Source organism: Bradyrhizobium arachidis, from assembly GCF_015291705.1.
GTDB classification, from domain to species: Bacteria; Pseudomonadota; Alphaproteobacteria; order Rhizobiales; family Xanthobacteraceae; genus Bradyrhizobium; species Bradyrhizobium arachidis.
The window spans coordinates 9,840,874-9,865,973 of sequence record NZ_CP030050.1 but is presented as its reverse complement, the minus strand read 5'-3'; the positions used below and the strand labels follow the sequence as shown (position 1 = coordinate 9,865,973).

Below are 25,100 nucleotides of genomic sequence, written 5' to 3'. Positions count from 1 at the left end.
CGTCAAAAAACTTCTCTTGAGAGATTTAGTTGCGTGGGTGAGCGCCATGCAGAGTTCCTGCCATCAGGGTTTCTGACAGGGCGCGACCTCAGAGCGAGTCCAGCGTCGGACATGGCTCGACCGTTCGGCGTGAACGCCGCGTCAGGTCAGCGATGTCAGAGATGGAGGGTTCGCGAGGTCAGCGCGTACTCGGCGCCCCATCGCAGGCGGGAGGCTGGAGGTCGGACTGATCTAAACCGGCATCGTTGGAATAGGAAACGTGCTTCAATACCGCGTTGCGTCCGTTAGACATGATACCTCCCCGTCCTGCCGTGATTGCTCACGGCAAGGTCCTACGTGTCCAATAGACAACCGCGGAATAGTCGTGTCGCGGATGCCTGCCCGTGTACTAGTCGTCCGCTCGACTTCGCCTCATGCGGGTCGGGGTAGCTTTACGACGTCTCTCATTTGCGCTTGGCGCGAGCAGGATGAAATCCTGCTTGGAGACATTCAGACAAAGAGCTACCGTTCCCACAGTGCTGTGGGTTTGAACCGACTATCGCTTGTTGATGCGTTGCCAACGTGCCCACCGCCGCCGATTTGCACGCTCGCCCCGTTTCCGATACCGCGCTGGTCTCAAGATCGTGGGCGCCGCTGACGACTTAAGGAATACACTAAGCGGAAAGACTCGCAACGGAATTGATTCACACTTGAGGCATCAAAAATCTTGACCAGCGTTAACGCGGCGCACGAGTTGTTCACAGGTCTGAGACCAAGAGTTTGAATCCGCGTAGAGAATCGAAGACGAGACGCGTTGTGTGACAATTCGCGAACAGCGGCCAAAAAAAATTCAAAAAACCTTCACGCGCCGACTTCGCCCGGTCGTTTTCCAAATGCTTGCTGTCACTATGTTGATAAGTTGTTCGCGAAACATCGTTTTTTGAGTCTCATTTCACAGGGTAACTCCACCGGGAGATCCGCTCCTGTGAATCTACGGTGTGCAGAACTCGCGCGCGTGCGAATTCAACTTAAGCCCGTCCCGCAGGGGTTTTTCGCAGCGCAGTGAAAGTTTCCGCTGTTGCAAAATCGTCCGCGGTAAAACTACGGGACGCATTATCGTGCGGTATCATGCGGTCGAGGTGAATCTTCCAACGTCCATCGTTGGTCGAACGACCGCTTGCGTGAATTGTGACAGATAACAAAAAGCCCGGCACGAGGCCGGGCTGATGTGACGCACGCGATGTCGCTGCAGCCGATCGAATGACTCGATCGGATCGGCTGACTTGGATTGCTTACTTGGCGAGCTTGGCGATCTGCGCGGTGAGGCGCGAGACTTTGCGGCTGGCGTTGTTCTTGTGAATGATGTTGCGCTGCGCGGCGCGCATCAAGGCGGGCTCGGCATTCGCCAGCGCCTTCACGGCGGCGGCGCGGTCGCCGGTCGCGATGGCTTCTTCGACGGTGCGCACCGCGCCGCGCATCTGGGTGCGGCGCGACTTGTTGACGGCAGTGCGGCGGGCGATCTTGCGCGTCGCTTTCTTGGCGGAAGTGGTATTGGCCATGGTCTCAATATCCTTTGCGGTACCGGTCGCGTCTTGGTCGGGTAGCGCCGGCTGCTTGACCGCGGAATCGACGCTCGGATTTAGGGTGTTCGGTTGCTGGGCCGTTCCCGGAACATGAGGCCTCAAAGAGCCTGCAACTGCTCAAAGAACAGCGGCGGCGGGATTGCGCCCGCCGCCAGTTGGCGCCCTTATAGAGGGGGTCTGCGGCACCGTCAACGCTTTCTGGGGCCGGAAAACGGCCCTCAAGGGTGCTCAAGGAAGGGTGTAACGCCCTGAAGCGGTTGAATTTCTGCCGTCGCTTGGCTATTGGCTGGCGGGCATTATACGGGTCGATCGATCGGACGACCATCTGGGGTGAGGCATGATCCGCGGCTTTTTCCGACTGATTGGGCTGTTGCTGCTCGCCGGCGGGTTCATCTTCATGGTCTATGACGGCGCCCGCTGGGTGGCCGACCAGACCCTGCGCTTCACCCGTTTCGGCCAGTTCTGGAACGACATCAATCAGGCCAGCCAGTCCGCGTTCCGGACCTGGGTCGAGGCCAAGGCGCCCTGGCTCTGGACCTCGGTGATCCGCCTGGTGCTGGACCAGCCGGTCTTCGCCGTGCTCGGCATTTTGGGCATCTTGCTGATGATCCTGTTCCGGCCGCGCAAGCCGCTGATCGGATATTCCCGGGATTGATCTTCAATCCCCGCGGGACTGAACCCCGCGAAGGCGCGGCGTAACAACGCTGCCCTCGCTGACGTAGACATCTATATCCCACCTGATCGCGAGCACGCCGCCCGAGCATCTGGCTCGCGCGACGGACGTCTCGTTCCGGAGACCCATCATGCTGTTTATGCGAAAGAGGACCGCATTGCCGAGCGCAGCTGAGGCGCTGCCTGGTCGTGCGCAAGCCATCCCGACTGCGACCACCCATTTCGTCAACGGCAGCAGGCTCAAGCCGCCTTATCCCGCCGGACTCGAGCAGGCCGTGTTCGGTCTCGGCTGTTTCTGGGGCGCCGAGCGCAAATTCTGGGAACTGGGCGAGGGCATCTACACCACCGCCGTCGGCTATGCCGGCGGCCACACCCCGAACCCGACTTATGAAGAGACCTGCTCGGGACGCACCGGCCACACCGAAGTGGTGCTGGTCGTGTTCGACCCGAGCAAGGTCTCCTATGCGAAGCTCTTGAAGACGTTCTGGGAGAACCACAACCCGACGCAGGGCATGCGCCAGGGCAACGACATCGGCACGCAGTATCGAAGCGCGATCTACACCTATTCCGATGCGCAGAAGAAGGCGGCCGACGAGTCGAGGGCGCTGTATCAGAAGGCGCTCGCCGCAAAAGGTCTCGGTGCAATCACCACCGAGATCGCGCCCGCCGGCGAATTCTACTTCGCCGAGGACTACCACCAGCAATATCTGGCGAAGAATCCCGCCGGCTATTGCGGCTTAGGGGGCACCGGCGTGTCCTGCCCGATCGGGCTTGGTGTGAGCGCGTAGTTATTTTGGCCCGTCATTCCGGGGCGCGCGTCAGCGCGAACCCGGAATCTCGTGCCACAACTTCTGGATTCCGGGTTCGTCGCGATCGCGACGCCCCGGAATGACCGCCAAAAGCGCCACCACCGCCATAGCCGCCCCGCTCAACGCTTTATTAACCATAACCGGTGCATCACTGGAGCCGTCTCGTTTCGAGGGATAGGTCCGGTGCCGGTTGCACGCGCGTTTCGATGGTCGATCCTGACAGCCTGCTTGGCAGCGTCCGCCGCGCTGCCCCTTGGCGGCTGCATGCAGACTGCCGGCCCTGTCGCATATGTTCAGCCGCGCCCCGATCTCGACGCCATGGCCTATGGCGCTCCGCAACCCGTCGTCGTTGCCAACAACGGCGGCGGCGCCATCGCCGCGCTCAGCAATTCCTTTGCCTCCGCGCCTGCGCCGATGCCCGTCGGCTATGCCGCGCCGATGGCCGCGCCCGTCCGCTACGACGCCTCCTATCATCTCGACGCCGGCGACAAGCTGCGCGTCGTGGTCTACGGCCAGGAAGGTCTCACCAACAGCTACGCCATCGATGCCGGCGGCTCCATCACCATGCCTCTGATCGGCGCCGTGCCGGCGCGTGGCCGCACAACCGCGGGCCTTGCCGGCGAGATCGGCGGGCGCCTGCGCAACGGCTACATCCGCGAGCCCTCGGTCGCCGTCGAGATCGACACCTATCGCCCGTTCTTCATCCTCGGCGAAGTCTCAGCGCCCGGCCAATATCCGTATGTGCCGAACATGACGGTCGAAAGCGCCGTTGCCATCGCCGGCGGCTTCTCGCCGCGCGCCAAGCGCGACATGGTCACCGTCACGCACACCGAAGCCGGTGGCGCCATGCGCGCCGTCGTCCCGCTCGGCACGCCGCTCGCGCCGGGCGACACCGTGTTCGTCGGCGAGCGCTGGTTCTAAGACTCTCTCCGCCCGTCATTCCGGGGCGCGCGCAGCGCGAGCCCGGAATCCATTGCTCCACCGTCACTGACGCACGATGGATTCCGGGCCCGCGCCTGTCGGCGCGTCCCGGAATGACGGACAGTTATCTCCGAAAATCCAGCCGCCCGTTCGGAAAGCATCCGTCGATCCGCGCATCATCGATCACGCGCCCCACCCATGGCCGCATGATCGCCGGGTTGGTGAGATTGATGTACTTCCCGACCAGCCGCGTACCCTCGCGCGCAGCATCGATCAGCCTGTGCCGGCGGCCATGGTCCCAGTCGAAGCGCAGATAGATGCGCTCGCCCATGACCCGGACCTCCGCGCGCCCCTCTTTCCACTTGTCCGGCGTGTCGCCCGCAATGGTCGGATCGGCGCCGCCGTTCCAGCGACTGGCCCAAGTGCCTTCGAGCGGATCGGACGGCGCGGCAATGGACGCCCATGCCGCCGCATTGACGTCGGCCGCATCGCCGGCAAGCGATGTGGTCGCGGCATAATCCATGACCTCGCGATCATCAGGCGCGGGCACGTCCATGGTGCCGAACGGATTGCGGATGATGATGTTCGTGTTGGCCTGCTGCATGATGAGTTCCCGGCGTCGGTTGGCGCGATCGGCCAGCTCTATCGCCGGGCGGCAGGATGCAGCCACCCGATTCCTGCTCTCCCCTCTTCTGTCATTCCGGGATGCACCGCGAAGCGGTGCAGGCCCGGAATCCATCAGGCCGCTGAACTGGTGGAACGATGGATTCCGGGTTCGCGCTGCGCGCGCCCCGGAATGACGGTGGAGAGAGCCGCGGTCGCTACTTTGTCAAATGCTTCGCGAAAAAGTCCATGCTGCGCGGCCAGGCGATCTCCGAGCTCGCCTTGTCGTAGCTCGGCCGCTCGTCGCAATGGAAGCCGTGCTGGGCGCCGGGATAGATGAAGACTTCCACATCCGGCCGCTTCGCCTTGACGGTCTCGACATCGGTCAGGGGAATGCCGGCGTCCTTCTCGCCGAAATGCAGCTGCGTCGGCACCTTCGGCTTCTCGTCGGCAAAGCGCACGACGACGCCGCCGTAATAGCCGATGGCGGCCTTGAGGCCGGACAATCGCGTTGCCGCGACAAAGGCGATGCTGCCGCCCAGACAAAAGCCGATGATGCCGACCGGGCCGACGCTTTTCACCGCGTCGATCGCGGCCTGCGTGTCGCGCAGCATTGCCTCCCAATCGGGATTTGCGACGAACTTGCGCGCTTCGGCGATCTCGTCGGGCGTATAGCCGGACTGGAAGCCCGGCGAAGTCCGGTCGAAGATCGACGGCGCGATCGCGACGTAACCCTCCTTGGCGAGCCGGTCGCAGACCGAGCGGATGTGGTGGTTGACGCCGAAGATCTCCTGGATCACCACCACCGCGCCCTTCGCCCTGCCTGCGGGATCAGCGCGATAGGCACCAAGCAGGAAATTGTCGGAAGCCGTCAGTTTGATGTCCTGTCCCACGCGGGTTGTCCTTCTTGGTTGTTACGAACTGTGCTCTCTCCCCTCATCCTGAGGAGCGCGTCAGCACGTCTCTAAGGTTGAATGGCCGAGATGCAGCAGCGGGGCCTTCATCCTTCGAGACGCTTGCTACGCAAGTTCCTCAGGATGAGGGGAGACACCTCACTCCCACATCCAGTTCTCGCCGTAATCCTCCTTCCATCCTGCCAGCCGTCCATGACGGAATTGCAGGAACAGGCGGTGGCGGTAGGGGATCAGGCCGCTGCCGCCGAGGTTGCGAAGCGCGAGGTAGATCTCGTTGCCGGGACGTCCGCGCACATATTGCAGCGGTTGCCCGAGGGCGCGCGCGGTCTGCCCGGCGTCCATGCCGAAGGCGAGCGGGATGTTGTTCGACAAGGTCGTGACGAAAGGCTGGCGCACGCCGCCGAACGGCTCAGCTTGCGCCGACATCGAGAGCAACATCGCGCTGGCTGCCAACATCGCTCGCTTCATCGCTTGTGTTCCTGTCCGATCGTCCTATGCCGGCAAGTTCTTCAGGAAAGGCATCACCGCGTCAACAAAAGCCTTGGGCTGATCGATGTTGACGGCGTGTCCGGCCGCGGGGATCACGACCTTTTGTGCGCCAGGGATTTTTGCCGCCATGTAGTCCGACGCCGCCAGGAACGGCGTGTCGTCGGCGCCGACCACGATCAGCGAGGGTACCTTGATGTCGGGCAACAGCTCGATCACGCGCGCATCGCGCTGGGTCAGCATGCCCCGCGCCGCAAGCGCCAGGCCCTTGGCATCGCGATGGCTCGCGGTAGCGCGCTCGCGCGTCGCCGATTTTAGCATCGCGAGCCCTTCCTGATCGAGCTTGTCCGCGGTAGCGAGCGCCCGCGCATTCCAGGCCTCGCGCGCGTCGTCCTTCCTAAAGCCGGGGCCGGTGTCGATGATCAGCAGCGCCCGCGCGCGCTGCGGATGAGCGCGATAGAACGCGAGCGACATGTGGCCGCCGAGCGAGAGGCCGCCGATGATGGCGCGCTCTGTGCCGACGGCATCGAGGATCGCCGCGATGTCGCCGACGGTCAGCGCTTCGCTATAGGCGTTGGGGTCATCGGGATAATCGGATTGGCCGTGGCCGCGCATGTCCCACAGGATCAGCTTGTGGTTTTTCGCGAGCGCATCGACTTGCCCATACCACATCGCCGAGGTCGAGGAGTAGCCGTGAGTCAGCAGCAGCGGCGGGCCGTTGCCGTGAACCTCGTAATAGATCCCGACGCCGTCCCGATCGATCTTCGGCATGTCTTCCGCCTCTTCTTGTTTCCCCACCCCATCCTAGCCCGCAGGGCTGCGCGGAGGAAACCGCGGCGGATTCGCCGGTTCAAAAAAACCAGTCTTTGCAATGGCCCCGGCTACTGTGCATGGGGTTGTTTTCGCTGTCCTGCGGTTCCGGCGGCGGAAGTCGAAATCCCTAAAATTGCGTGCAATCCCGCAGGGTTCCATTGAGCACGCCTCTTAAGGGCCGGAGAACCTGATCCGGCTTAGGCTGAGCCCAAATCCAGTCCCGCGCTTTTGGGGAAGCCATGACCGCCTCAGCCAAACCTGCAGCCAAACGCCGGCTTCTGCTCGCCTCCGACCGGAGCGACGAGAGCACCGAGCTCGCCAGCATTTTGAAGGCGGTCGGCGAGGTCTCGACGGTGACGACGGAGAGCATTCCCGAGCAGCCCTCGCGTGATCTCTCCGGTCTCGTCGTCGACATCAACCTGCGCTCGCCCGAGAGCGTGCAGCGGGTGCGCAACAAGCTGCGCGGCGATGCCTACCGTTCGATGCCGCGCCTGTTCGTGCTCGCCGATGCCCTGCATCACGGCACCATGCAAGCCTGGGCGCTTGGCGCGACCGACACGATCTCGCGTCCGCTGCAGCCGGAAGCCATCCTCCAGCGCATCCGCGCCGCTTTCCCCGACACCGCCGTCTATGACGCGACCGATCGCGGCAAGACGCTCAACCGCGGCGTCGAGGCGGCGCATGCGGTGCTCGCAAAGATGTTCGAGAAGCTACCGCTCGGCGTGCCCCTGACCTTCGACGACGTCATCGCCGCCGAGAGCAAGATCCTGAAGGCGATCAAGCACTCGTCGCTGCGCGAATGGCTCACCACCGTCGGCTGCCACCATGTCGGCAGCTATCGCCACTGCCTGTTCGTCACCGGCTTTGCGGTTGCCTTCGCGCAGCATCTCGGCATGCGCGAGGACGACCAGCGCCGCCTGACCCGCGCCGCGCTGCTGCACGACGTCGGCAAGGCCTTCGTGCCCTCCAACCTGCTCGACAAGCCCGGCAAGCTCACCGACGAGGAGATGGCCGAGGTCCGCCAGCATCCGCGCCGCGGCTATGACGCGCTCGCAGCCCAAGGCGGCTTCCCGCCGGAGATGCTCGACGTGATCCTGCATCACCACGAATTCCTCGACGGCAGCGGCTATCCCAACGGCCTGTCGTCGAACCAGATCAGCGACATCGTGCGTCTCACGACCATCGTCGACATCTACGCCGCTCTCGTGGAGAAGCGCGCCTACCGCATGCCGTTCACCCACTCGCGCGCGTTTGCGATGATGGAAGGCATGGGCGGCAAGCTCGACCAGCAGCTGCTGCAGGCGTTCCGCCCGGTGGCGCTGGGGGCGTTCTAGGCGCGTCGCTCGCCACCCTGCGGCAGCTGCGATTGCGCAACTGCGCACCATAGTTCGGTGCTGCGCACCGCCCCGGAATGACGAGTCTAGTCTTCGTACGACGAGATCTCGATCAGGTTCCCGTCCGGATCGCGGCAATAGACCGAGCGCAGCGTGCCGCGCGCGCCTTGCCTCGGGCCCGGGCCTTCCTCGATGGCGACGCCATGTGCCTGCAAATGCGCCACGACCTCGTCGGGCGCAGCGGAGGTGAGGAAGCACAGATCGTCGCTGCCGGCGGTCTGGTGGTCGGCGGTGAACCACTCCACCTTGTCGGCATCGCGCGGCCGGACGTTGATCTTCTGGTTACCGAATTGCAACGATGTCCGCGGCGCTTTGCCGCCGCCGGGGTCGAACACCTTGACTTCCATGCCGAGAATCTTGCGGTACCACTCGGCGGTCACCGCGACGTCGGCGACGTTGATCACGAGATGATCGAGGGCTTCGACCTTGACCGTCATGCCTTATCCTTTCGTCGTGATGCGCCAGGTGCACTTTCCGCCTGCGGTAAGCTTTGTTACAACCGCGTCGACGACACTTTCAAGATATCCGGCCTTCAAGAACAACGCTCTTTGAAGAACAACACTCTTTGAAGAATACCACCTGGGAGAACCCTTGAGATGATCACTCGCCGTACCGCGCTGGGCCTGCTTGCCGCCACGCCTCTTGCAGCCAGCCCGCTGTCGAAGGCCTTTGCCGCGGATTATCCGTCCCGGCCCGTGAAATGGGTCGTCGGCTATCCGCCGGGCGGGGCCACCGACATCCTGGCGCGGCTGATCGGCCAGCGTCTGTCGGAAAAGCTCGGCCAGCAATTCGTGATCGAGAACAAGCCGGGCGCCGGCAACAACATCGGCACCGAATCGGTCGTCAACGCCGAGCCCGACGGTTACACGCTGCAGCTGGTCAATCCGGCCAACTTCATCAACGCCTCGCTCTACGCCAATCTGAAGTTCAACTTCGTGCGCGACATCGCGCCCGTCGCCTCGTTCCAGCGCGTGCCGAACGTGATGACCGTCAACAAGGACGTGCCCGCCAAGAACGTCGCCGAGTTCATCGAATATGTGAAGGCCAATCCCGGCAAGGTGAACATGGCCTCGTCCGGCAACGGCACCTCGGTGCATCTGTCCGGCGAGATGTTCATGGCGATGACCGGCTGCAAGATGCAGCACGTGCCGTATCGTGGCGCGGCGCCCGCGATCACCGACATGCTCGGCGGCCAGGTGCAGGTGATCTTCGACAACATGCCCTCGATCATCCAGCACATCCGCTCCGGTTCGCTGCGTGCGATCGGCGTCACCACGGCAGAGCGCTCGCCGCAGCTGCCCGACGTGCAGGCGATCGCCGAGACCGTGAAGGACTACGAGGCCAGCGCGCTGTTCGGCATGGGCGCGCCGAAGAACACGCCGAAGGAGATCATCGCCAAGCTCAACAGCGAGATCAACACGCTGATGAAGGAGCCTGACATGACCAAGCGCCTGGTCGAGCTCGGCGGCGAGCCGCGGGTCCAGACGCCGGAGGCGTTCGGCGAGGAGATCAAGGCCGAGACCGAGAAGTGGAAGAAGGTCGTCGAGTTCGCCGGCCTCAAGGTCGAGTAGCGATCTTGTGATGACGGGAATGGAGCCCTGCCGGTCGGCAGGGCTTTTTTCTTGCGTATCCTGTTCTGCCACGGCGGAATAAAACGGCGCAGCGAAACCTGGTGAGAGAAGGCGCGTATCTCGCGCCGTGAGCAGAGGAGTTGGGATCATGCGCAAGACGCAATTGGCGCTGCTGACGCTGGGCGCGACCGTTCTTGCCGGCTTCGTCACCGTGACGCCGGCCGCTGCTCGCGACTATCCCTGGTGCGCGCAGGGCGGCGAGTATGATTATCCCGGCGAATGCGCCTACAGCACCTATGAGCAATGCCTGGCCAGTGTGTCGGGCCGGCTGCTGTATTGCGACCGCAACCCTCGCTTCGCCTACGGCCAGCAACCGCGGCCGCAGCGGCGCGCGCGGCCTGTGGCGCCGTACTGATCGCGCAACCTGCGGAGCCGCGCCCATCCTGCGCGATGAATTTTCGCGCGATCGCTCCGGAATAAATCGGCTCGCCGAGCCTTTCTCTCTGTGAGGTCGCATGTCCCGCGGCGAACATGGGAGATCGGTCATGCGCAAGGTGCAGGTCGTGCTGGGCGCCATAACCCTGATGTGGCTCGCCGGCGGCAGCCCGGCGCGCGCAGACTACGACTACGTGTGGTGCATCCAGGATTCGGAATATGGCTATCCCGGCGATTGCTCCTATCAAACCCGCGAGCAATGTCTGCTGAGCGCATCCGGCCGCAAGGGTTTTTGCGGACCGAATCCTGCGATAGCCACGCGACCGCTGCCTCCACCGGCGCTGCGCGGTCGGCACGTTCCGCCATACTAGTCGCCGTTTGATTGGCTTCTGCCTGATCACGCAGTCGTGCGGACCTGCGCACGCGGGTTCCTGCTTGACGCATCTTCGGTCGCGCTTATACTAAACCATATGGTTAAGTATCAGGACGACGCACTGGACCGGACCTTTGCTGCGCTGTCCGACCCGACGCGGCGCGCATTGCTGGCGCGCCTCGGCGAGCAGGACGGCCTGTCGGTGAGCGAGCTCGCCGCACCGTTTCCGGTCTCGCTGCCGGCGATCATGAAGCATCTCGACGTGCTCACGGATGCGGGCCTGATCGTGCGGGAGAAGACCGGGCGCACGGTGTCCTGCCGGCTCACGGCGCAGCCGATGGAGCAGGCGATGAACTGGCTCAATCGCTACGCACAGTTCTGGTCCGAGAAGTTCGACCGCCTTGCCGCTTTCGTGGAGGAAGACACATGGCCAATGCAGCCATCGACACCAATTCCCGCACAGCCACTCCCCCAACCGAACGTCCAAGCCTCACGCTCACGCGCCGGCTCCGCGCGCGGCCGGAAAAAGTCTACGCCGCCTGGACGCAAGCCGCGCAGCTAGCGCAATGGTTCGGGCCGCCGAATATGAGGCCGGCGACGCTTGAAGCCGAGCTCGACGTCCGCGCCGGCGGCCGCTTTAGGATCAGCTTCACCGGTGCAGACGGCGAATATTTCGAGGCCGGCGGCACCTATCGCGAGGTGGTGCCTAACGAACGTCTCGTCTTTACCTGGGCCTGGCATTCGACCCCGGAACGCGAATCGCTGGTGACGATCACGTTCAAGCCGGACAGTGCCGGGACCTTGATGGTCTTCCATCACGGCCAGTTCTTCGACGAGTCCGCACGCGACAACCACCAGCATGGCTGGATCTCGTCGTTCGACAAGCTCGATGCCTTCGTTGCCTGAAGTCCCGTCAGAGGAGAACGCCATGCAGCCCCATCAGATCGTCTCGCGCGAGCAATGGATCGCAGCGCGCAAGGCTCATCTCGCGCATGAGAAGGAGCTCAGCCAGGGACGCCTCGCCGAAGAGCGCCGTGCATTGCCCTGGGTCCGGGTCGACAAGGACTATGTGTTCGAGGGACCGACCGGCAGCGTGACGCTCGGCGATCTCTTCAAGGGCCGTCCGCAACTCGTGGTCCAGCACGTGATGTTCGCGCCCGACTGGGACGTCGCCTGCAAGAGCTGCTCGTTCTGGGCCGACGGGTTCGATCGTATGGCGCCGCACCTTGCCGCGCGCGACACCGCAATGGCGGCGATCTCGCTGGCGCCGGTCGCAAAGCTCGAAGCCTTCAAGAGGAGGATGGGCTGGACGTTCGATTGGGTCTCGTCAGGCGGCAACGACTTCAACCGCGATTACGAGGTTTCGTTCACGCGCGAAGAGATCGACAAGGGTGTCCAGAAGTACAATTTCGGCACCACGCCGTTCTACGGCCCCGAACTGCCCGGCATCAGCGTGTTCTTCCGTAACGAGGCCGGCGAGATCTTTCACACCTATTCCTGCTTCGCCCGCGGCCTCGACATGATGAACGCCGCCTATCAGTACCTCGACCTCACCCCGCTTGGCCGGCACGAGGACGGCCTGCCTTATCCAATGGACTGGGTCCGCCTCCGCGACCAGTACGAGCCGCAGGCGGCGAAGGGGGCGTGTTGTCACGGGTGAGAGGGGGCTGCTGCCGTGGCCTCTGATCTATCACCGTCACCCTGAGGTGCCGGAGCGTCGCGGAGGCCTCGAAGGGCGACGGCCGCGCTGCATCCGGGCCTTTCATCTTTCGAGGCTCCCGGCGCGATGCATGGCATCGCGCCGCTCGCACCTCGGGGCTGGTTGTCTTGGCAGGCTCACCGCTTCGCGTCGGCCTGTTCCGTGGCGTTGCACGAGATCAGCATCGTATAGGGCCGCGCGTTGCCGGCGATGTCGGTGGTCTTGAGCTCGCCCTTGGGCTCCGCGGTCTGGTACGGCACCACGGAATTATCGAGGAAGTCGCGCAACGCGCCGGTCTTGATGGCGAAGTTGATGTTCTCGGGAATGTTGCCGGTTGCGACCGCGATCCGCAGATTGTCGAGCTTTCCCGTGACCACGCCCACGATCTGCCCGGTGGTGTCGAACAGCGGGCCTCCGCTGTTGCCGGGCTGCACGGGCGCACTGATCTGCAGGAAACGCGAATCGTTGCGCATGCCGCTGAGCGAGCTCACGATACCGGTGGTCACGGTGAAGTCCGAGCTCAGCAGCCCGTGATAGGGAAAGCCGATCGCGACGACGGAATCGCCGGAGCGGATCGAGCGGTCGCGGATCCGGGCAAACTCCTTGAACGTCGCTGTTGACGGCGCCTGCAAAAGGGCGAGATCGTTGTTTGCATCGCTCGATACGACGCGCAACGCCATCGCGGCCTCGCCCGTGAGATTGCCCTTGAGGTCGCTGCAGCCGTCGATCACATGGTTGTTCGTGACGATGTGCCCATTGGCGCTGACCACGAAGCCGGTGCCGCTCTTGGACTTGGCGGACTTGCTGGCCGGCGGTGATGCCTGCTTATCCGCCGTGACCGCTGGCTTCGCGGTACCCTTGGTGAAATCCCCGGCCTTGCTGAGCCCGTCTGCCTTCACCCGTGTGACGCAATTTGCCAGCGCTGCGACCATGGGCGCTGTCGACGTCAACACGAACTGGAGCGGCTTGCTGCCGTTGGTCGTCACCACCATCAGGCTTGCCTTCTGGAAGGTGCGAGCGACATTGAGGGGCAGGATGGTCGTCACCATGTTGGGGGCGTTGGCGGTCGCGAACAACCTGGCCTGCTCCTGGCCGTCGAAGATGACATCGACGGGCGCGGTATCGCCCTTGTTGAAGCGAAAGCCGGGGCTGGCAAAGCTCAGAAGCCAGGAGCCGGCCGCATTCTGCGCGACGACGAGACTCACCCCATTGGCGTAGGGCGCGGTAGCCGCGCAATGGGAGAAGGCGCCGGTCTCGTCATTGCTGAAGGCGCCGCCGATCCAGTTACCCACATTGACGGAGCCGAACGGCCCCGCCGCCTGCGCCACGCCGATGACACTGAGTTGCAAGCAAGACGCGACGATAAATGACTTAAGCCACATACCTTTCCCCCAGGAACATTATGGGAACATCTTAGCTGCCGGATCAGGGGCGCGCAACCCGCAGTTGTCTGCCGCGGGTCAGGTCTCATTCGAATGATTTCGCCTTGCCTTTACTTTGCACTGCTATATACTTTGCAATACAAAGTAACGGGGCAGCAATCCCGCCAGCATGGGTGGAGCGAGGTTTTGGCGTTGCCGATGCGCGATCTCGACAAGGCACTGGCCGACATCGTGGCGATCCGCAGCCAGATTGCGGCGGGCACGGCGTTCCGCGGCTATGGCCCGGCGACGATGGCGGCGACCGGCGCCGTCGCACTGATCACAGCAATCCTGCAATTCTGGCTGCTCCGAGATGCCACGAGTGAGCCGATCGGTTTCTTCTTCGGCTGGTTCATCGCCGCTGCGCTCTCCGTCCTGATCATCGGCATCGAGATGAGGGCGCGCTCGCGCCGTCATCATTCGGGTTTCGCCGACGCCATGATCCATCAGGCGGTCGAGCAGTTCCTGCCAGCGGGCGTCGCCGGCATCCTGCTTGCGGTCGTGATGTGGAAGTTCGCGAGCGAGACGCTGTGGCTGCTGCCGGGCCTGTGGCAGATCCTGGTGTCGCTCGGCATCTTCGCTTCCGTCCGTTCGCTGCCGCGCACCGTCGCGCTCGCCGGCGCCTGGTATTTCATCTCCGGCTTTGCGGTCGTGGTGCTCGCGAGCCGGACCCACACGCTGTCGCCATGGACCATGGGCCTGCCCTTCGTGATCGGGCAGTCGGTGATGGCAGCCATTCTGTATTTCGCGTCCGGAGACCATGATGTCGAAGACTGACAGTGCGCCCTTCTCCTATGAAGGGCTCGACCGCGTAATCCACGAGAAGGCGAGGCTCGGGCTTCTGACCTCGCTGATGGCACATCCCAAGGGGCTGGCGTTTGCCGATCTCAAGCAGCTTTGCGGCCTCACCGACGGCAATCTCAGCCGGCATCTCGCCGTGCTCCAGGAGGCCGGGCTCGTCGAGGTGCACAAGGGCTATGAGGGCAATCGCCCGCACACCACCTGCCGGCTGACCAAGGCCGGCCGGCGCCGCTTCCTCGACTATCTCGCCGTGCTCGAACGCCTGGTGCGCGACGCCGCCAAGGCCGCGGGCCGCGAGGCGCCGCCGTTCGGCCGCCTCGGCATCGCCTCGACCTGATCCTCCCCTTTTTTGACCGGAGACTTTGCAATGCAAAGTGACAAGACCATCAGCAACAAGACCTCCAGCAACATGACCTCTCGCAACGAGAAGCTTCACGTCGGCATCATCATGGACGGCAACGGCCGATGGGCGACGCGGCGCGGACTGTCGCGCGTACGCGGCCACGAGGCGGGCGTCGAGACCATCCGCCGTATCGTCGAGGCCGCGCCCAAGCAGGGCATCGGCACGCTGACGCTCTATGCCTTCTCCACCGACAATTGGCGAAGACCCAAGACGGAAGTCGCCGCGCTGATGACCTTGCTCCGCTTCTATCTCGCCAACGAGGTGCAGAGCCTCGCTAAGAACGGCGTGCGTCTCTCCGTGATCGGTCGCCGCGACCGCCTGCCTGACGGCATCGCCAATGCGATCGCGCGCGCCGAGCACGCAACCGCCCATGGGTCCACACTTCACCTGCGAATCGCGGTCGACTATTCCGCGCGCGATGCCATCCTCAATGCTGCCGCGAAGGCGGCGGCGCTGACCAGCCTCACCCGCGAAGCCTTCTCGCAGCTCGTCACCGGCGAAGCCGGCCTTCGCGACGTCGATCTCATCATCCGCACTTCCGGCGAGAAGCGGCTGTCCGACTTCCTGCTGTGGGAAGGCGCCTATGCCGAGCTGCACTTCACCGAGCGGATGTGGCCCGAATTCGACGCCGGCGATCTCGCCGCGGCGCTGGCCTCCTTCCATGGCCGCGAGCGCCGCTTCGGCGGCCTCCAGGCCATCATGCCGGAGGAGGTGCCGTCACTTTCTCGCGCGTGACGCTGCAAGGCGGGGGCCAGCAAGGGGCTCCGCAGCAAGTCACGCACGACATCTTCGAGTTCAGTCGGGGGATTGGGCTTCTTCATAAAAGCGGGACGGACGATCACGCCAACCAAAGCGGGAGCGAAAGTCCATGCGTGTTCTTCTCGTCAACGTGCCTCATCCCTCGATCGGCAGCCGGATTCCGGACGATCATCTGCCGCCGCTAGGTCTGCTCGCGATTGGCGGACCGCTGATCGACGACGGTCACACCGTGCGGCTGCTCGATGCCGAGTTCGGCCCGATGCCGGTCGCGGCGATCATCAGCGAAGCGAGCCGCTTTAGGCCAGACGCAGTGCTGTTCGGCCATTCCGGCTCCACCTCAGGGCATCCGGTGATCGCGGAGATTGCCCAGGCCTTGATCAGGACCATGCCTGATGTCCTGATCGTCTATGGCGGCGTCTTCCCGACCTATCATTGGCGCGAGATCCTGCGCGAGGAGCCCTATGTCAGCGCCATCGTGCGCGGCGAAGGCGAGGAGACCGCGCGGCGCCTGATGCGCGCGCTGGAATATGGCCACGATCTCGGCGGTATTGCCGGCATCGCGTTCCGCGACGCCACCGGCCCGCGCGCGACACAGCCAGCGCCCGTGATCGCCGACCTCGATGCCTATCGCATCGGCTGGGAATTGATCGATCATGCGCGCTACTCTTATTGGGGTGGCTTGCGTGCCGTGGTCGTGCAGTTCTCGCGCGGCTGCCCGCATCTGTGCAATTATTGCGGTCAGCGCGGTTTCTGGACGCGCTGGCGTCACCGCGATCCCGTTCGCTTCGCCAGGGAGCTGGCGCGGCTGCACCGCGAGCACGGCGTCAAGGTGATCAACTTCGCCGACGAAAATCCGACCGTGTCCAAGAAGGTGTGGCGCGCCTTCCTGGAAGCGCTGATCGCCGAGAATGTCGATCTCATCCTGGTCGGGTCGACCCGCGCCGACGACATCGTGCGCGATGCCGACATCCTGCATCTCTACAAGAAGGCGGGCTGGCAGCGCTTCCTGCTCGGGCTGGAGAACACCGACGAGAAGACGCTGGAGCTGATCCGCAAGGGCGCGACGACCGCAACTGACCGCGAGGTCATTCGCCTGATGCGGCAGCACGGCATCCTGTCGATGGCGACCTGGGTGGTCGGGTTCGAGGAAGAAACCGATCGCGATCACTGGCGCGGGTTGAAGCAGCTGCTCGCCTATGATCCCGACCAGGTGCAGCTGCTCTACGTCACGCCGCACCGCTGGACACCGTATTTCCGGCTTGCCGCCGACCGCCGCGTGATCCAGCCCGACCGCCGCCGCTGGGACTACAAGCATCAGGTGCTCGCGACGCGCTACATGGCGCCATGGCGCGTGTTGGTCTGGTTCAAGTTCACGGAAATGGTGCTGCAATGCCGGCCCAAGGCGATCTGGCGCGTGCTGTTCCAGCCCGATGCGGGCCTGCGCCACGCCATGCGCTGGTACACGCAGATGGGCCGCAGGGTCTGGCCGCACGAGATCCTGGAATTTTTCCGCGCGCGCCGCTTGAAATGGGGGCCATCGGTGCGGGAGTTCTGGGGCGCGCCGCAGGACGGCGAGGAGCAATCGATGATTGCGACCCGGCCCGAACGGCGCGTCGGGAGGCGTGAAGCCGCCTGACGACGATCATGCCCATGCGCCGTGTGTGACGCACGGCACAGGACACATGTGCGGTTCGTTTTCGGCCGCAAGTTTGGCAGCCATGTCCAAGCGGCGCGTGCATGGTCTCGGCTAGGTCTGCAGGTCCCAGCAACCTGCCGAAAGCATCACGCATGTCACAGCTGTTTCCGGGAGCCGTCATCGAGCCGGTCGAATTGGCCGAAGCCAGGGGCATGGTCTGCATCAGGACCGCGAGCGCATCCGATGTGGAGAGCCTGTCGGTCTATTTCACCGGTCTTTCCACCACATCGCGCAACAAGCGGTTCATGGGCGGGCGGGCCGACCTCACCGTGGTCGCGGCCGAATGCGTGCCCAAGGCCGATCGTCCTGATCATTTCACCTTGCTCGCCGAGCTCAGGCGGGACGGGCAGGGCACGATCATCGGCGAAGCGCGCTACGCCTATGATCCGGCTGCACGGCACGGCGAGTTCGCCATCTCGGTCGCCGACGCCTTTCAGCGGAGAGGCCTCGGCCTTCAGATGATGACGGCGATGGAAACGCGCGCGAGCGATCTCGGTCACGAGATGATTGCAGCCGAGACCGCGCGAGCCAACGCCGAAATGCGCGGCCTCGCGAAGAAAGCGGGCTTCGCGGACACCGGTCTCGGGGATTGGCAGTCGATCCACTTCGCCAAGCGCCTGTCGCGCTAGCGCATGATCCGGAGCGCGGCGTTTCGGAAAAGACCATCCGCAAACAATAACCTCGAGCCATGCCGGAAATTTGAGCAAGCCTGCGGCGCGGATCGTGCTCTACTGCCTCCCCTGACGGGAGTTTTGCAGGATGCGCGCAGTTCTGGATTATTGCACCGGCGGGACCGAGCGGCAGGTCGCGGCCGGCACGCACCTTGTGACCGAGGGCGGCGCCTCCGGCCACCTCTATGTGCTGATGCAGGGCAAGCTCGAGGTGCTCAAGGGCGAGATGGTGGTTGCCACCGTCACCGAGCCCGGCGCAGTGCTCGGCGAGATGTCCGTGCTGCTGGGCCTGCCGCACACCGCGACGGTACGGGCGTGCTCCGACGCGGTCGTCTACGAGTTCGAGGATGCCGCCTCGTTCCTGAAGCAGACGCCCGAGGTGGCGCTGCTGATCGCAAAAATGCTGGCGCAGCGGCTCAACGTCGCCAACACCTATCTCGCCGATCTCAAGCGGCAATATGCCGGCCACGGCACCCATCTCGCCATGGTCGGCGAGGTGCTCCAGAGCATGATCAACCTGCCGCCGCTTGAGGTCTCGCCAGGCTCGGATCGGCAATCCGATCCAAGAATGTGAGCCAGTCCGGCGGCTCCTCGATGGAGTTGGCTGGCCGCTTCAGCGGCGCGTTCAGGTCGATCCACTGCGCTTCGCCCGCCGCCAGCCAGAACGCCTTGTCCGCATCGAGATCGAGCACGATATGCGTTGGCGGCCGGCCCGGTTGCAGGCCGGCATTGAACACCCAGGTCTGGCCCAGCCGGTCGAACCACGAGCCGTCCGTGACGAACGGCGACTGGTGCACATGGCCCGAGATCACCATCGACGGCTGATACTGCATGATCCATTGCACCAGCTCGACATCGCCGAAGAAGCGCTTGCCGCCCCAGCTCGTCGGTGAATTCGCCGGCGGCGCATGATGCGCCCAGATCCAGCGCCGCGGCCGATCGACTGCCGCGTCGTGGAGCTGCTCGACGATGCCTTGCCTGACCAGCGGCCCGTCCCACCACGGGCACACCGTGAACAGCGTGTCGCCGATGGCGAGGCTGTCGCCGTCGCAGGCAATCCCGAGCTCGCGCATTTCGGATATCCAGCGCGAGATCTTCTCGCCTTCCGCATTGCGCTCGTCGAGATCGTGATTGCCGGAGCAGAGGATGACGCGGGTCTGTCCGGCCATCAGCGCGAGGTATTTCTTCACCACCACGATCTGCGCGCGAAAATCCACCATCGATCCGATGTCGAGCGCATCGCCGGCGAAGATCACGAGGTCGAACTCTTGGGCCGCGCTGACCAACCAGTCGAGCTGCGGCAGCGAATAGTGCAGGTCGGCCACGACTAGGCAGCGCATTGAAAATCCGTTCGCGATTGAAAATGGCTGGGAATTCCAAGTCGCTTGCGAAGCAAGAAGCGGACCAGCGCCGCCTTTCAATCGCAGGACTGGACCGGATCGTCGAATTCTGATGTCGTGGCGCACCCTCAACGCGGGCGTCCGCATGACCTCCTTCAAGAACATTCGTGCCCGCGCCGAGAAGCGCAAGGGCGGGGCCAAGGCGCTGGACAAGCTGATGCCTGACAAGCCCGACCTGAAGGGCCTGGCCAACCTCGGCGACGACCGTATCCTCGCAGAAATGACGAAGCGGGTGTTTTGCGCCGGCTTTGCCTGGAGCGTGATCGATTCGAAATGGGACGGCTTCGAGGAAGCCTTCCTGCATTTTCAGCCGGCCAAGCTCAGCTTCCAGCCTGAAGACTATTGGGAAGGCCTCTTGCGCGATGCGCGCATCGTGCGCAATGGCGCAAAAATCATGTCGGTGCGCGAGAACGCTGCTTTCGTGCAGGAGATCGCGAAGGAGCACGGCAGCTTCGGCAAGTTTCTGGCGAAGTGGCCGCCATCGAACGAGATCGGCCTGCTCGATCTCCTCACCAAGCGCGGCAGCCGGCTTGGCGGCAACACCGGCCAGCTGCTGCTGCGCTTCGTCGGCTGGGACGGCTTTGTGACATCCAAGGACGTCGTTGCGGCCTTGCGCGATGCCGGGCTCGACATCGCCGAAGAGGTGAAGTCGAAAGGCGATCTCGCCAAGGTGCAGGCACAATTCAACGCTTGGGCCGAGGAGACCGGCCTGCCCTACACATATCTGTCACGTATCTGCGCGCTGTCGGTCGGCGAGAACCGCAGCGAGTAGGGCTCTCGCACGCGCCAGCCAAATCATGTGCATCGTGTGGCGATCACGTGCCGCGAGCGCGGCGGATGGAACGCGCAATCACGAAATTCACTTCGCAGGAACATTTGCGCGCAGCACCCGTTCGGAAACTTGAGCCAGGCGACACCGGCGCAGGGAACGCTCGCTTCGGCTCAGTTCAGCGAAACCCGACGTGACAGAAACGGAGCAGCTCATGAAGCTCACATCCGAACAGGTTAAGCAGACCGTCAACCAACTCGGCGCTCAGGTGCTGCCCGACGAGCATCCCGCCATGCCCCAGCTCAACAGCATGTTCGGCGAGCACACCTTCTTCGTCGACGAGATGGGCCTCAAGGTCCTCGAGCCCACGCCGTCGCTGGGCGCGGAACGCGAGAGCGGCGAAGTCGTCAGCCTCGCCGATTGGGGCGATGCCGACCTGACGCGCCTGATGGCCCACGAGCCCGAGCCGACCGGGGTGATCGTGGTGTTCGAGCAGATGAAGCATTGAGCGACAATAGATCGCACGCGGGTGGTTGATTGGAAAGATCGCGCCATGAGTTCGCTGTGCAAGTGCAATCACAGCGACAACTACAATGAGCCTGATGTGAGCGGGGTCTTTGTCGAGATAGTCGAGATCCCGTCCATGAAGCATTAGCGCTGCGTTGCCGCGTGCGTCCTGCTTCGGTCTGATGGGACCGGGAGCCGACGTCACACACCTAATTGCCTTTTCTCGATCTTTGCGACGTCCGGCAACATCGTTGCACCGGGCAAGCACATCTGAGAGCGCGACGCGTCAACATCTTTCGGCTGGCGCCTTACGCACGATTGCGTGCACAAGGCGCTTGATCTCTGTCAATTCGGCCCCAGCGGACGGGCCTCTTATGCAAAGGGGGCGACAGCATAGGAGCAAAACGATGAAGCAGACAGCGTTCAGAAATTTTGCGATTGCAACTTCGACTATCGCCTTTGCGGCGCTGTTCACCGTTGACTGGTCTGAGCAACGCGGGATCTCGCTCTCAGTTGAGCGTGCCCAAGCGAGACGACTCTATGTCAGCCCGTATCCCTATAATCACTACATACCCAATCAGACCGGTCTCCCCTGGTACGCGGTGCGGGCCTACTACGCTGGCGGCCCCTGGTGTGGGGTCGGTGGCACGACCGGATACGGATACGGATACGGCACGTCCGGCGGAGTCTTTGGAGCTGCTTCCTATACCTGCTACGACGGCTGGGATAGCTATGCGAAGCTCAACGGCATTGGCTGCACGCCTGGCACGTTGATCAAGGGTGCTGACGGAATCATGTATGTCTGCCAGTAAGCACGCGGACCAGAAAGAGGCGGCGCAATCGCCGCCTCTTTCAATTTGAAAGCGTCGTTCGTTCTCGCCGCCATCGGCTCAGTTGGTTGACGCGCGCCATCGAGAATACGCGTTGATAACGTCAAAGCCTCTGCCTCATCCGAGCTCGCAAGCCTCCTTCTCTATCTTGATCTAGCGCAATGCGGACCAGCGGGGAGGCCGCATCCTTTCAGCATGGGGCAAGCCAGTAATGGAGCAAGTTCATGAGACACATTCATCTAGCAAAACTTGCAATTGCGGGCTCAACTGTCGCATGCGCGGCACTGTTCTCGTTCAGTTGGACTGAACAAGGCGGCATCTCCTTGTCAGTGGAGAGTGCCCAAGCGAGGGTCGGACGACCGCTGACCCCGGTGAGCGTTGCAGGTGTTGCTCGCCGGCAAGGCCGGCGGGCTGCGTACGGATATGGAGCCGGGGTGGTCGGCGCTGGCGTTGCCGGCGCGGCCGCCGTGGGCACGGCTGCTGCTGTGGCGGCCACATCTCCCAACTGGGGATGGGGAAGCGGCCCTTACACAGGCGCCGGCAATTATGGAGTTACGGGCGTGAGTCCCTACAGAGGTGGGCCTTCCTACTCTGGTGGAGGCTTGGGAGCTAATGCCTACTATGGCGGGGCCTTGGGAGCTAATGCCTACTATCCTGCGTCCACGGCCAGCGACAGCAGTGGCTGGTACATAACTCCCGCCGGCATGGCCTGCACATCGGGGGCTTTTGTCACCGGCGCCAACGGCCTGCCGTTCCGCTGTCCGTAAGACACAGACGAAAGCCAGTGAAGCGAGCATCGACTTCGGCGCGTCGGTATATCAGCGACGTCATGGCACCCTGATCTGATGCGCAGAGCAGCGAAATTGGTTGCAAATCGGCACGCCGGTCACGCGCAGCGATGAGGAGGCGGTCGGAACGACCGCCTCCAGATCAAACCCTTCTGATTCAGCGGGCGGAGGATTCATGCGGGCGAGATCATCAGGCAAATTGGCACGCAGGCATCACCTGTTACCGCAGCTTCCCTTTCGGACAATGGCGCGAGCAGCAATTTCAAGCTCCAAATTGATCATCGACCTCTCGAGGAGGTGTCCATCCGCAGGTCGGCTCGGCGCGCTCCAAAGCAGTACAGGCCAATGATGCTTATCCGGGGATGGCGAGAATTATGGTCCCTGCGGGGCGAGCGCTCGCGCATCAATGTGCGCGCGTGGCTCACAGCGAGCCACAAGCATCGTGCGTCAAACGAGCGTTTGCTTGATCCGCTGACGTCCCCAATCATCATGGGTTGGATGAAGGGCAGTTTGCGCCCGCCCAAGGACGATCGGCGTGGCGTCAAGGTTGTTTCACTCGTCAAAACATCGAGCGGACGTGACGGGTGATGGCAATTTGGTGCGTGACCTCCGAAGTTCGCAGACATGGCGTGCGCGTGAAACCGGGAAGTCCGCACGAAACGTGAACGTTTGCGACAGAAGCGGACGCCAAGGCGTTCGCTCGCACAAGGCTTGAGGATGGTGTGGTGCTGCTGGCTGGCACGCTCAATCCGCATTTTCCCAAGCAACTGATCCCGTCGTGCCGCATTCAGTCCTGGCTGGCTGACGAGGACGCAGGAGGCGATGTGTCGTGCTGCCTGCGCCGAATGCCAAGCGAGCATCACGCCATGAGATGCTTACTCAGGAAGTTCATGAGCAACATGGCGATTATCAGCACACCCATCACCACGACCGCGACGTTGGCGACGCGCCGCAACGGCTTGCCGAGTGGGTTCAACTCGATCAGGAAGCGCAACAGCCAAATCACGAGGCCGATGACGACGACGTTGATGACCAGATCAATCAGACCTTCGAGCATGGCAGGCCTTCCTCAATATGTCGGACGGCGCACGCAGTTGCTTCGCCTTCTGCCGAGAATGCACCTGCCGCGCAGGAGCTTCGCTGCGTCGGCAGCGCTTCGTAGTGCAACCGGCTGCAAGTGCATCAAGGGTCGATACCGTTTCATGCGCCATGGCAGCTTGCCAAACTTCCGAATGGGCAACCTCGTCCAGGATGGCTTCTCCCCGTTGATGTAGATCAAGCGGCGCATTCGCCATCGGGAAAGTATCGGCAGGCAAGGAATACCGACGACGAGGAGGCTCATGATGAAAAGGGCTCGCGGAATGCAGATCGCGTTCGTGGCAATCGGGCTGGCATGCGGATTTGGCGCGATCAATTGGACGGAAAGCGACGGCCTGTCGCTCGTGCAAAGCGCGGAAGCCAGGGTCGGTCGACCGGCAACACCGATGAGCGTCGCAGGCGTGGCGCGCAGACAGACGCGACGGGCGGTCGTAGGAGGAGCTGCGGTCGGCGCAGCGGCTGCCGGTACGGCATGTGTGCGCGTACTCGTGAATGGTTCCTACGTGTGTCGCTGAGAAACGTCTGGGCTTCGGCTTCGATGCCGCGGTCCCAGCCGTTTCGTTCAGGCCTCGCAGCTCGTTCCTGCCGTAGAGCCAATTGGCGCATCCACGGCGCGGAGCACGGGGCCATGGCATCATTGCGCCGCCGGATCGAAAGGACGGTATCGGCCTGATGGCGCGTTCGGCCGAGGATCATTCGATCATGCTCGGAGGCGCAATGGGCATTATCTTCGAGATCAAGCACACCACCACCTACAACTATGCGAGGCCGGTGACGTTTGGCACGCATCGCGCAATGTTCCTGCCGAGGCGCGGAGCGGGCGGGCGCTTGCTAAGCTGGTCCGCAGGCACCAATCTTCGCTCGCGGATCCGGTGGATTAGCGACAGCCTTTCAAACAACATAGCCGAGATCGAGATCGAGGAGCCCGGCAGCGAGTTGATCTTCACGTTTCAGTTTCGGGGCATTCATTTCGGGGCCAAGGACGTGAAGCAGTTCGTGCTGGAGCGGCGGGCCGAGAGAATGCCCGTGCAGTACACGCCGGACGAATGGAACGACCTCGCCGGCTTCATGCGTCCGCATACCGAGGACCCCGACCTCGCCCTCGCAGAGTGGGCCAGGAGCTTTGTGGTCGACGGCAAGACGATCCGTGCTCTCGAGCAGATGCTCGACGCCTTCCGCGACGGATTCAACTACCAGGCTCGGGAGGCGGAGGGGACCCTTGCACCCGCGCAAACGTTGCACGCAAGGTCGGGAACGTGCCGGGACTATGCGTGGCTCATGATCGAGGCCTTGCGCCGGCTTGGCTTCGCAGCTCGCTTTGTCAGCGGTTACATCTATGATGCGGCGCTCGATGGGGGCGAGATCGGGATGGCGGGTTCGGGCGCCACCCATGCGTGGGTGCAGGTGTTCCTGCCCGGTGCCGGTTGGATGAACTACGATCCGACCAATCACATCAACGCCGGATTCGATCTTATTCCCGTCGCGCTCGCGCGGCACCCCGCTCAGGCCGTGCCGCTGGCGGGATCATGGTTGGGAAGCTCCGAGGACAATCTCGGTATGTCAGTGCGCGTCGAGGTCCACAAACTGGGTGACGTTGCTGATCAGTCCGAGGGATAGCTCGGCCGAACGCGACGCCTCGATAGTCGTGGCATAATGCCTGGGGATGTCGGCCCTTCCAAAGGGGACATCGCCCAGGCTTAGAGTT

Annotated in this window: 29 protein-coding genes and 1 pseudogene; 21 read left to right on the top strand and 9 right to left on the bottom strand. The window is 63.3% G+C overall.

Going from position 1 to position 25,100, the window contains the following annotated elements:
• Positions 1–1,271: 1,271 nt before the first annotated feature.
• Positions 1,272–1,538 (bottom strand): 30S ribosomal protein S20, encoded by a 267-nt coding sequence (rpsT, locus tag WN72_RS46485; protein WP_027563963.1) that lies wholly within the window; start codon positions 1,536–1,538, stop codon positions 1,272–1,274.
• 361 nt (positions 1,539–1,899) lie between these two features.
• On the opposite strand from rpsT, the gene WN72_RS46480 reads away from it, so the two are divergent.
• The 3 genes from WN72_RS46480 (at position 1,900) to WN72_RS46470 (ending at position 3,964) form a co-directional block, all read left to right on the top strand.
• A complete protein-coding gene (locus WN72_RS46480) occupies positions 1,900–2,217 on the top strand; it encodes a hypothetical protein (protein ID WP_027563964.1) in 318 nt (105 codons plus the stop codon).
• Positions 2,218–2,365: 148 nt separating this feature from the next.
• Positions 2,366–3,022, top strand: coding sequence for a peptide-methionine (S)-S-oxide reductase MsrA (gene msrA, locus WN72_RS46475; protein ID WP_027563965.1), 657 nt, complete (start codon positions 2,366–2,368; stop codon positions 3,020–3,022).
• Between the two features lie 204 nt (positions 3,023–3,226).
• Positions 3,227–3,964, top strand: coding sequence for a polysaccharide biosynthesis/export family protein (locus tag WN72_RS46470; RefSeq protein WP_027563966.1), 738 nt, complete (start codon positions 3,227–3,229; stop codon positions 3,962–3,964).
• A 124-nt stretch (positions 3,965–4,088) separates the two neighbouring features.
• On the opposite strand, the gene WN72_RS46465 is transcribed toward WN72_RS46470, so the two are convergent.
• The 4 genes from WN72_RS46465 to WN72_RS46450 all read right to left on the bottom strand — a co-directional run bounded on the left by WN72_RS46465 (position 4,089) and on the right by WN72_RS46450 (position 6,738).
• On the bottom strand, positions 4,089–4,568 hold the full coding sequence (locus WN72_RS46465; RefSeq protein ID WP_092211839.1) for a hypothetical protein: 480 nt from the start codon (positions 4,566–4,568) through the stop codon (positions 4,089–4,091).
• Between the two features lie 217 nt (positions 4,569–4,785).
• The gene (locus WN72_RS46460; protein ID WP_027563968.1) at positions 4,786–5,460 is read right to left on the bottom strand and encodes a dienelactone hydrolase family protein; all 675 of its coding nucleotides are present in this window, start codon (positions 5,458–5,460) and stop codon (positions 4,786–4,788) included.
• Positions 5,461–5,619: 159 nt separating this feature from the next.
• Positions 5,620–5,949: a hypothetical protein gene (locus WN72_RS46455; RefSeq protein WP_027563969.1), complete on the bottom strand. Its 330-nt coding sequence runs from the start codon at positions 5,947–5,949 to the stop codon at positions 5,620–5,622.
• Between the two features lie 24 nt (positions 5,950–5,973).
• The gene (locus tag WN72_RS46450; RefSeq protein ID WP_092211841.1) at positions 5,974–6,738 is read right to left on the bottom strand and encodes an alpha/beta fold hydrolase; all 765 of its coding nucleotides are present in this window, start codon (positions 6,736–6,738) and stop codon (positions 5,974–5,976) included.
• Positions 6,739–7,019: 281 nt separating this feature from the next.
• Between WN72_RS46450 and WN72_RS46445 the strand changes: the two genes are divergently transcribed.
• Complete coding sequence (locus WN72_RS46445; RefSeq protein WP_027563971.1) at positions 7,020–8,114, top strand: HD-GYP domain-containing protein; 1,095 nt, start codon at positions 7,020–7,022, stop codon at positions 8,112–8,114.
• A gap of 86 nt (positions 8,115–8,200) precedes the next feature.
• On the opposite strand, the gene WN72_RS46440 is transcribed toward WN72_RS46445, so the two are convergent.
• On the bottom strand, positions 8,201–8,611 hold the full coding sequence (locus tag WN72_RS46440; RefSeq protein WP_027563972.1) for a VOC family protein: 411 nt from the start codon (positions 8,609–8,611) through the stop codon (positions 8,201–8,203).
• 159 nt (positions 8,612–8,770) lie between these two features.
• Between WN72_RS46440 and WN72_RS46435 the strand changes: the two genes are divergently transcribed.
• The 6 genes and pseudogenes from WN72_RS46435 to WN72_RS46410 all read left to right on the top strand — a co-directional run bounded on the left by WN72_RS46435 (position 8,771) and on the right by WN72_RS46410 (position 12,213).
• On the top strand, positions 8,771–9,745 hold the full coding sequence (locus WN72_RS46435; protein ID WP_027563973.1) for a Bug family tripartite tricarboxylate transporter substrate binding protein: 975 nt from the start codon (positions 8,771–8,773) through the stop codon (positions 9,743–9,745).
• Between the two features lie 148 nt (positions 9,746–9,893).
• Positions 9,894–10,160, top strand: coding sequence for a DUF3551 domain-containing protein (locus WN72_RS46430; RefSeq protein WP_027563974.1), 267 nt, complete (start codon positions 9,894–9,896; stop codon positions 10,158–10,160).
• A 130-nt stretch (positions 10,161–10,290) separates the two neighbouring features.
• Positions 10,291–10,551 (top strand): DUF3551 domain-containing protein, encoded by a 261-nt coding sequence (locus tag WN72_RS46425; protein ID WP_092211844.1) that lies wholly within the window; start codon positions 10,291–10,293, stop codon positions 10,549–10,551.
• A 99-nt stretch (positions 10,552–10,650) separates the two neighbouring features.
• Positions 10,651–11,115 (top strand): ArsR/SmtB family transcription factor, encoded by a 465-nt coding sequence (locus WN72_RS46420; protein WP_167380562.1) that lies wholly within the window; start codon positions 10,651–10,653, stop codon positions 11,113–11,115.
• 11 nt (positions 11,116–11,126) lie between these two features.
• Positions 11,127–11,459: pseudogene (locus WN72_RS46415) on the top strand (SRPBCC family protein); the annotation flags it as partial.
• 22 nt (positions 11,460–11,481) lie between these two features.
• Positions 11,482–12,213 carry a DUF899 domain-containing protein gene (locus tag WN72_RS46410; RefSeq protein WP_092211850.1) on the top strand — a complete coding sequence of 244 codons (732 nt, stop codon included), beginning with the start codon at positions 11,482–11,484 and terminating at the stop codon, positions 12,211–12,213.
• A gap of 176 nt (positions 12,214–12,389) precedes the next feature.
• Here WN72_RS46410 and WN72_RS46405 read toward each other — a convergent pair whose 3' ends face one another.
• Positions 12,390–13,634, bottom strand: coding sequence for a S1C family serine protease (locus WN72_RS46405; RefSeq protein WP_092211852.1), 1,245 nt, complete (start codon positions 13,632–13,634; stop codon positions 12,390–12,392).
• Positions 13,635–13,832: 198 nt separating this feature from the next.
• Here WN72_RS46405 and WN72_RS46400 point away from each other — a divergent pair, with 198 nt between their 5' ends.
• The 6 genes from WN72_RS46400 (at position 13,833) to WN72_RS46375 (ending at position 18,577) form a co-directional block, all read left to right on the top strand.
• Positions 13,833–14,450, top strand: a complete 618-nt coding sequence (locus WN72_RS46400) for a hypothetical protein (RefSeq protein WP_027563980.1) — start codon at positions 13,833–13,835, stop codon at positions 14,448–14,450.
• Positions 14,437–14,811, top strand: a complete 375-nt coding sequence (locus tag WN72_RS46395) for a winged helix-turn-helix domain-containing protein (RefSeq protein ID WP_027563981.1) — start codon at positions 14,437–14,439, stop codon at positions 14,809–14,811. The genes WN72_RS46400 and WN72_RS46395 overlap by 14 nt, the downstream gene beginning before the upstream one ends.
• Positions 14,812–14,883: 72 nt before the next feature.
• Complete coding sequence (locus WN72_RS46390) at positions 14,884–15,612, top strand: di-trans,poly-cis-decaprenylcistransferase (protein ID WP_027563982.1); 729 nt, start codon at positions 14,884–14,886, stop codon at positions 15,610–15,612.
• A 133-nt stretch (positions 15,613–15,745) separates the two neighbouring features.
• Positions 15,746–17,272 (top strand): magnesium-protoporphyrin IX monomethyl ester anaerobic oxidative cyclase, encoded by a 1,527-nt coding sequence (bchE, locus tag WN72_RS46385; protein WP_092211856.1) that lies wholly within the window; start codon positions 15,746–15,748, stop codon positions 17,270–17,272.
• Between the two features lie 152 nt (positions 17,273–17,424).
• Positions 17,425–17,961, top strand: coding sequence for a GNAT family N-acetyltransferase (locus tag WN72_RS46380; RefSeq protein ID WP_167380563.1), 537 nt, complete (start codon positions 17,425–17,427; stop codon positions 17,959–17,961).
• Positions 17,962–18,091: 130 nt separating this feature from the next.
• Positions 18,092–18,577: a Crp/Fnr family transcriptional regulator gene (locus WN72_RS46375; RefSeq protein ID WP_027563985.1), complete on the top strand. Its 486-nt coding sequence runs from the start codon at positions 18,092–18,094 to the stop codon at positions 18,575–18,577.
• On the opposite strand, the gene WN72_RS46370 is transcribed toward WN72_RS46375, so the two are convergent.
• Positions 18,516–19,343 carry a metallophosphoesterase family protein gene (locus WN72_RS46370; RefSeq protein ID WP_027563986.1) on the bottom strand — a complete coding sequence of 276 codons (828 nt, stop codon included), beginning with the start codon at positions 19,341–19,343 and terminating at the stop codon, positions 18,516–18,518. The two genes, WN72_RS46375 and WN72_RS46370, sit on opposite strands and share 62 nt — an antisense overlap.
• A 145-nt stretch (positions 19,344–19,488) precedes the next feature.
• Here WN72_RS46370 and WN72_RS46365 point away from each other — a divergent pair, with 145 nt between their 5' ends.
• From WN72_RS46365 to WN72_RS46355, 3 genes are all read left to right on the top strand, one after another.
• Positions 19,489–20,175, top strand: a complete 687-nt coding sequence (locus WN72_RS46365; protein ID WP_092212376.1) for a DNA-3-methyladenine glycosylase I — start codon at positions 19,489–19,491, stop codon at positions 20,173–20,175.
• A 211-nt stretch (positions 20,176–20,386) separates the two neighbouring features.
• A complete protein-coding gene (locus tag WN72_RS46360; protein WP_027563988.1) occupies positions 20,387–20,680 on the top strand; it encodes a hypothetical protein in 294 nt (97 codons plus the stop codon).
• Between the two features lie 406 nt (positions 20,681–21,086).
• Positions 21,087–21,491 carry a hypothetical protein gene (locus WN72_RS46355; RefSeq protein ID WP_092212379.1) on the top strand — a complete coding sequence of 135 codons (405 nt, stop codon included), beginning with the start codon at positions 21,087–21,089 and terminating at the stop codon, positions 21,489–21,491.
• A gap of 1,665 nt (positions 21,492–23,156) precedes the next feature.
• Here WN72_RS46355 and WN72_RS46350 read toward each other — a convergent pair.
• Positions 23,157–23,354 carry a hypothetical protein gene (locus WN72_RS46350; protein WP_167380564.1) on the bottom strand — a complete coding sequence of 66 codons (198 nt, stop codon included), beginning with the start codon at positions 23,352–23,354 and terminating at the stop codon, positions 23,157–23,159.
• A 286-nt stretch (positions 23,355–23,640) separates the two neighbouring features.
• On the opposite strand from WN72_RS46350, the gene WN72_RS47435 reads away from it, so the two are divergent.
• Positions 23,641–23,910, top strand: coding sequence for a hypothetical protein (locus WN72_RS47435; protein ID WP_035731982.1), 270 nt, complete (start codon positions 23,641–23,643; stop codon positions 23,908–23,910).
• Positions 23,911–24,067: 157 nt separating this feature from the next.
• Positions 24,068–25,012, top strand: coding sequence for a transglutaminase family protein (locus WN72_RS46345; protein WP_244553641.1), 945 nt, complete (start codon positions 24,068–24,070; stop codon positions 25,010–25,012).
• Positions 25,013–25,100 lie beyond the last annotated feature (88 nt).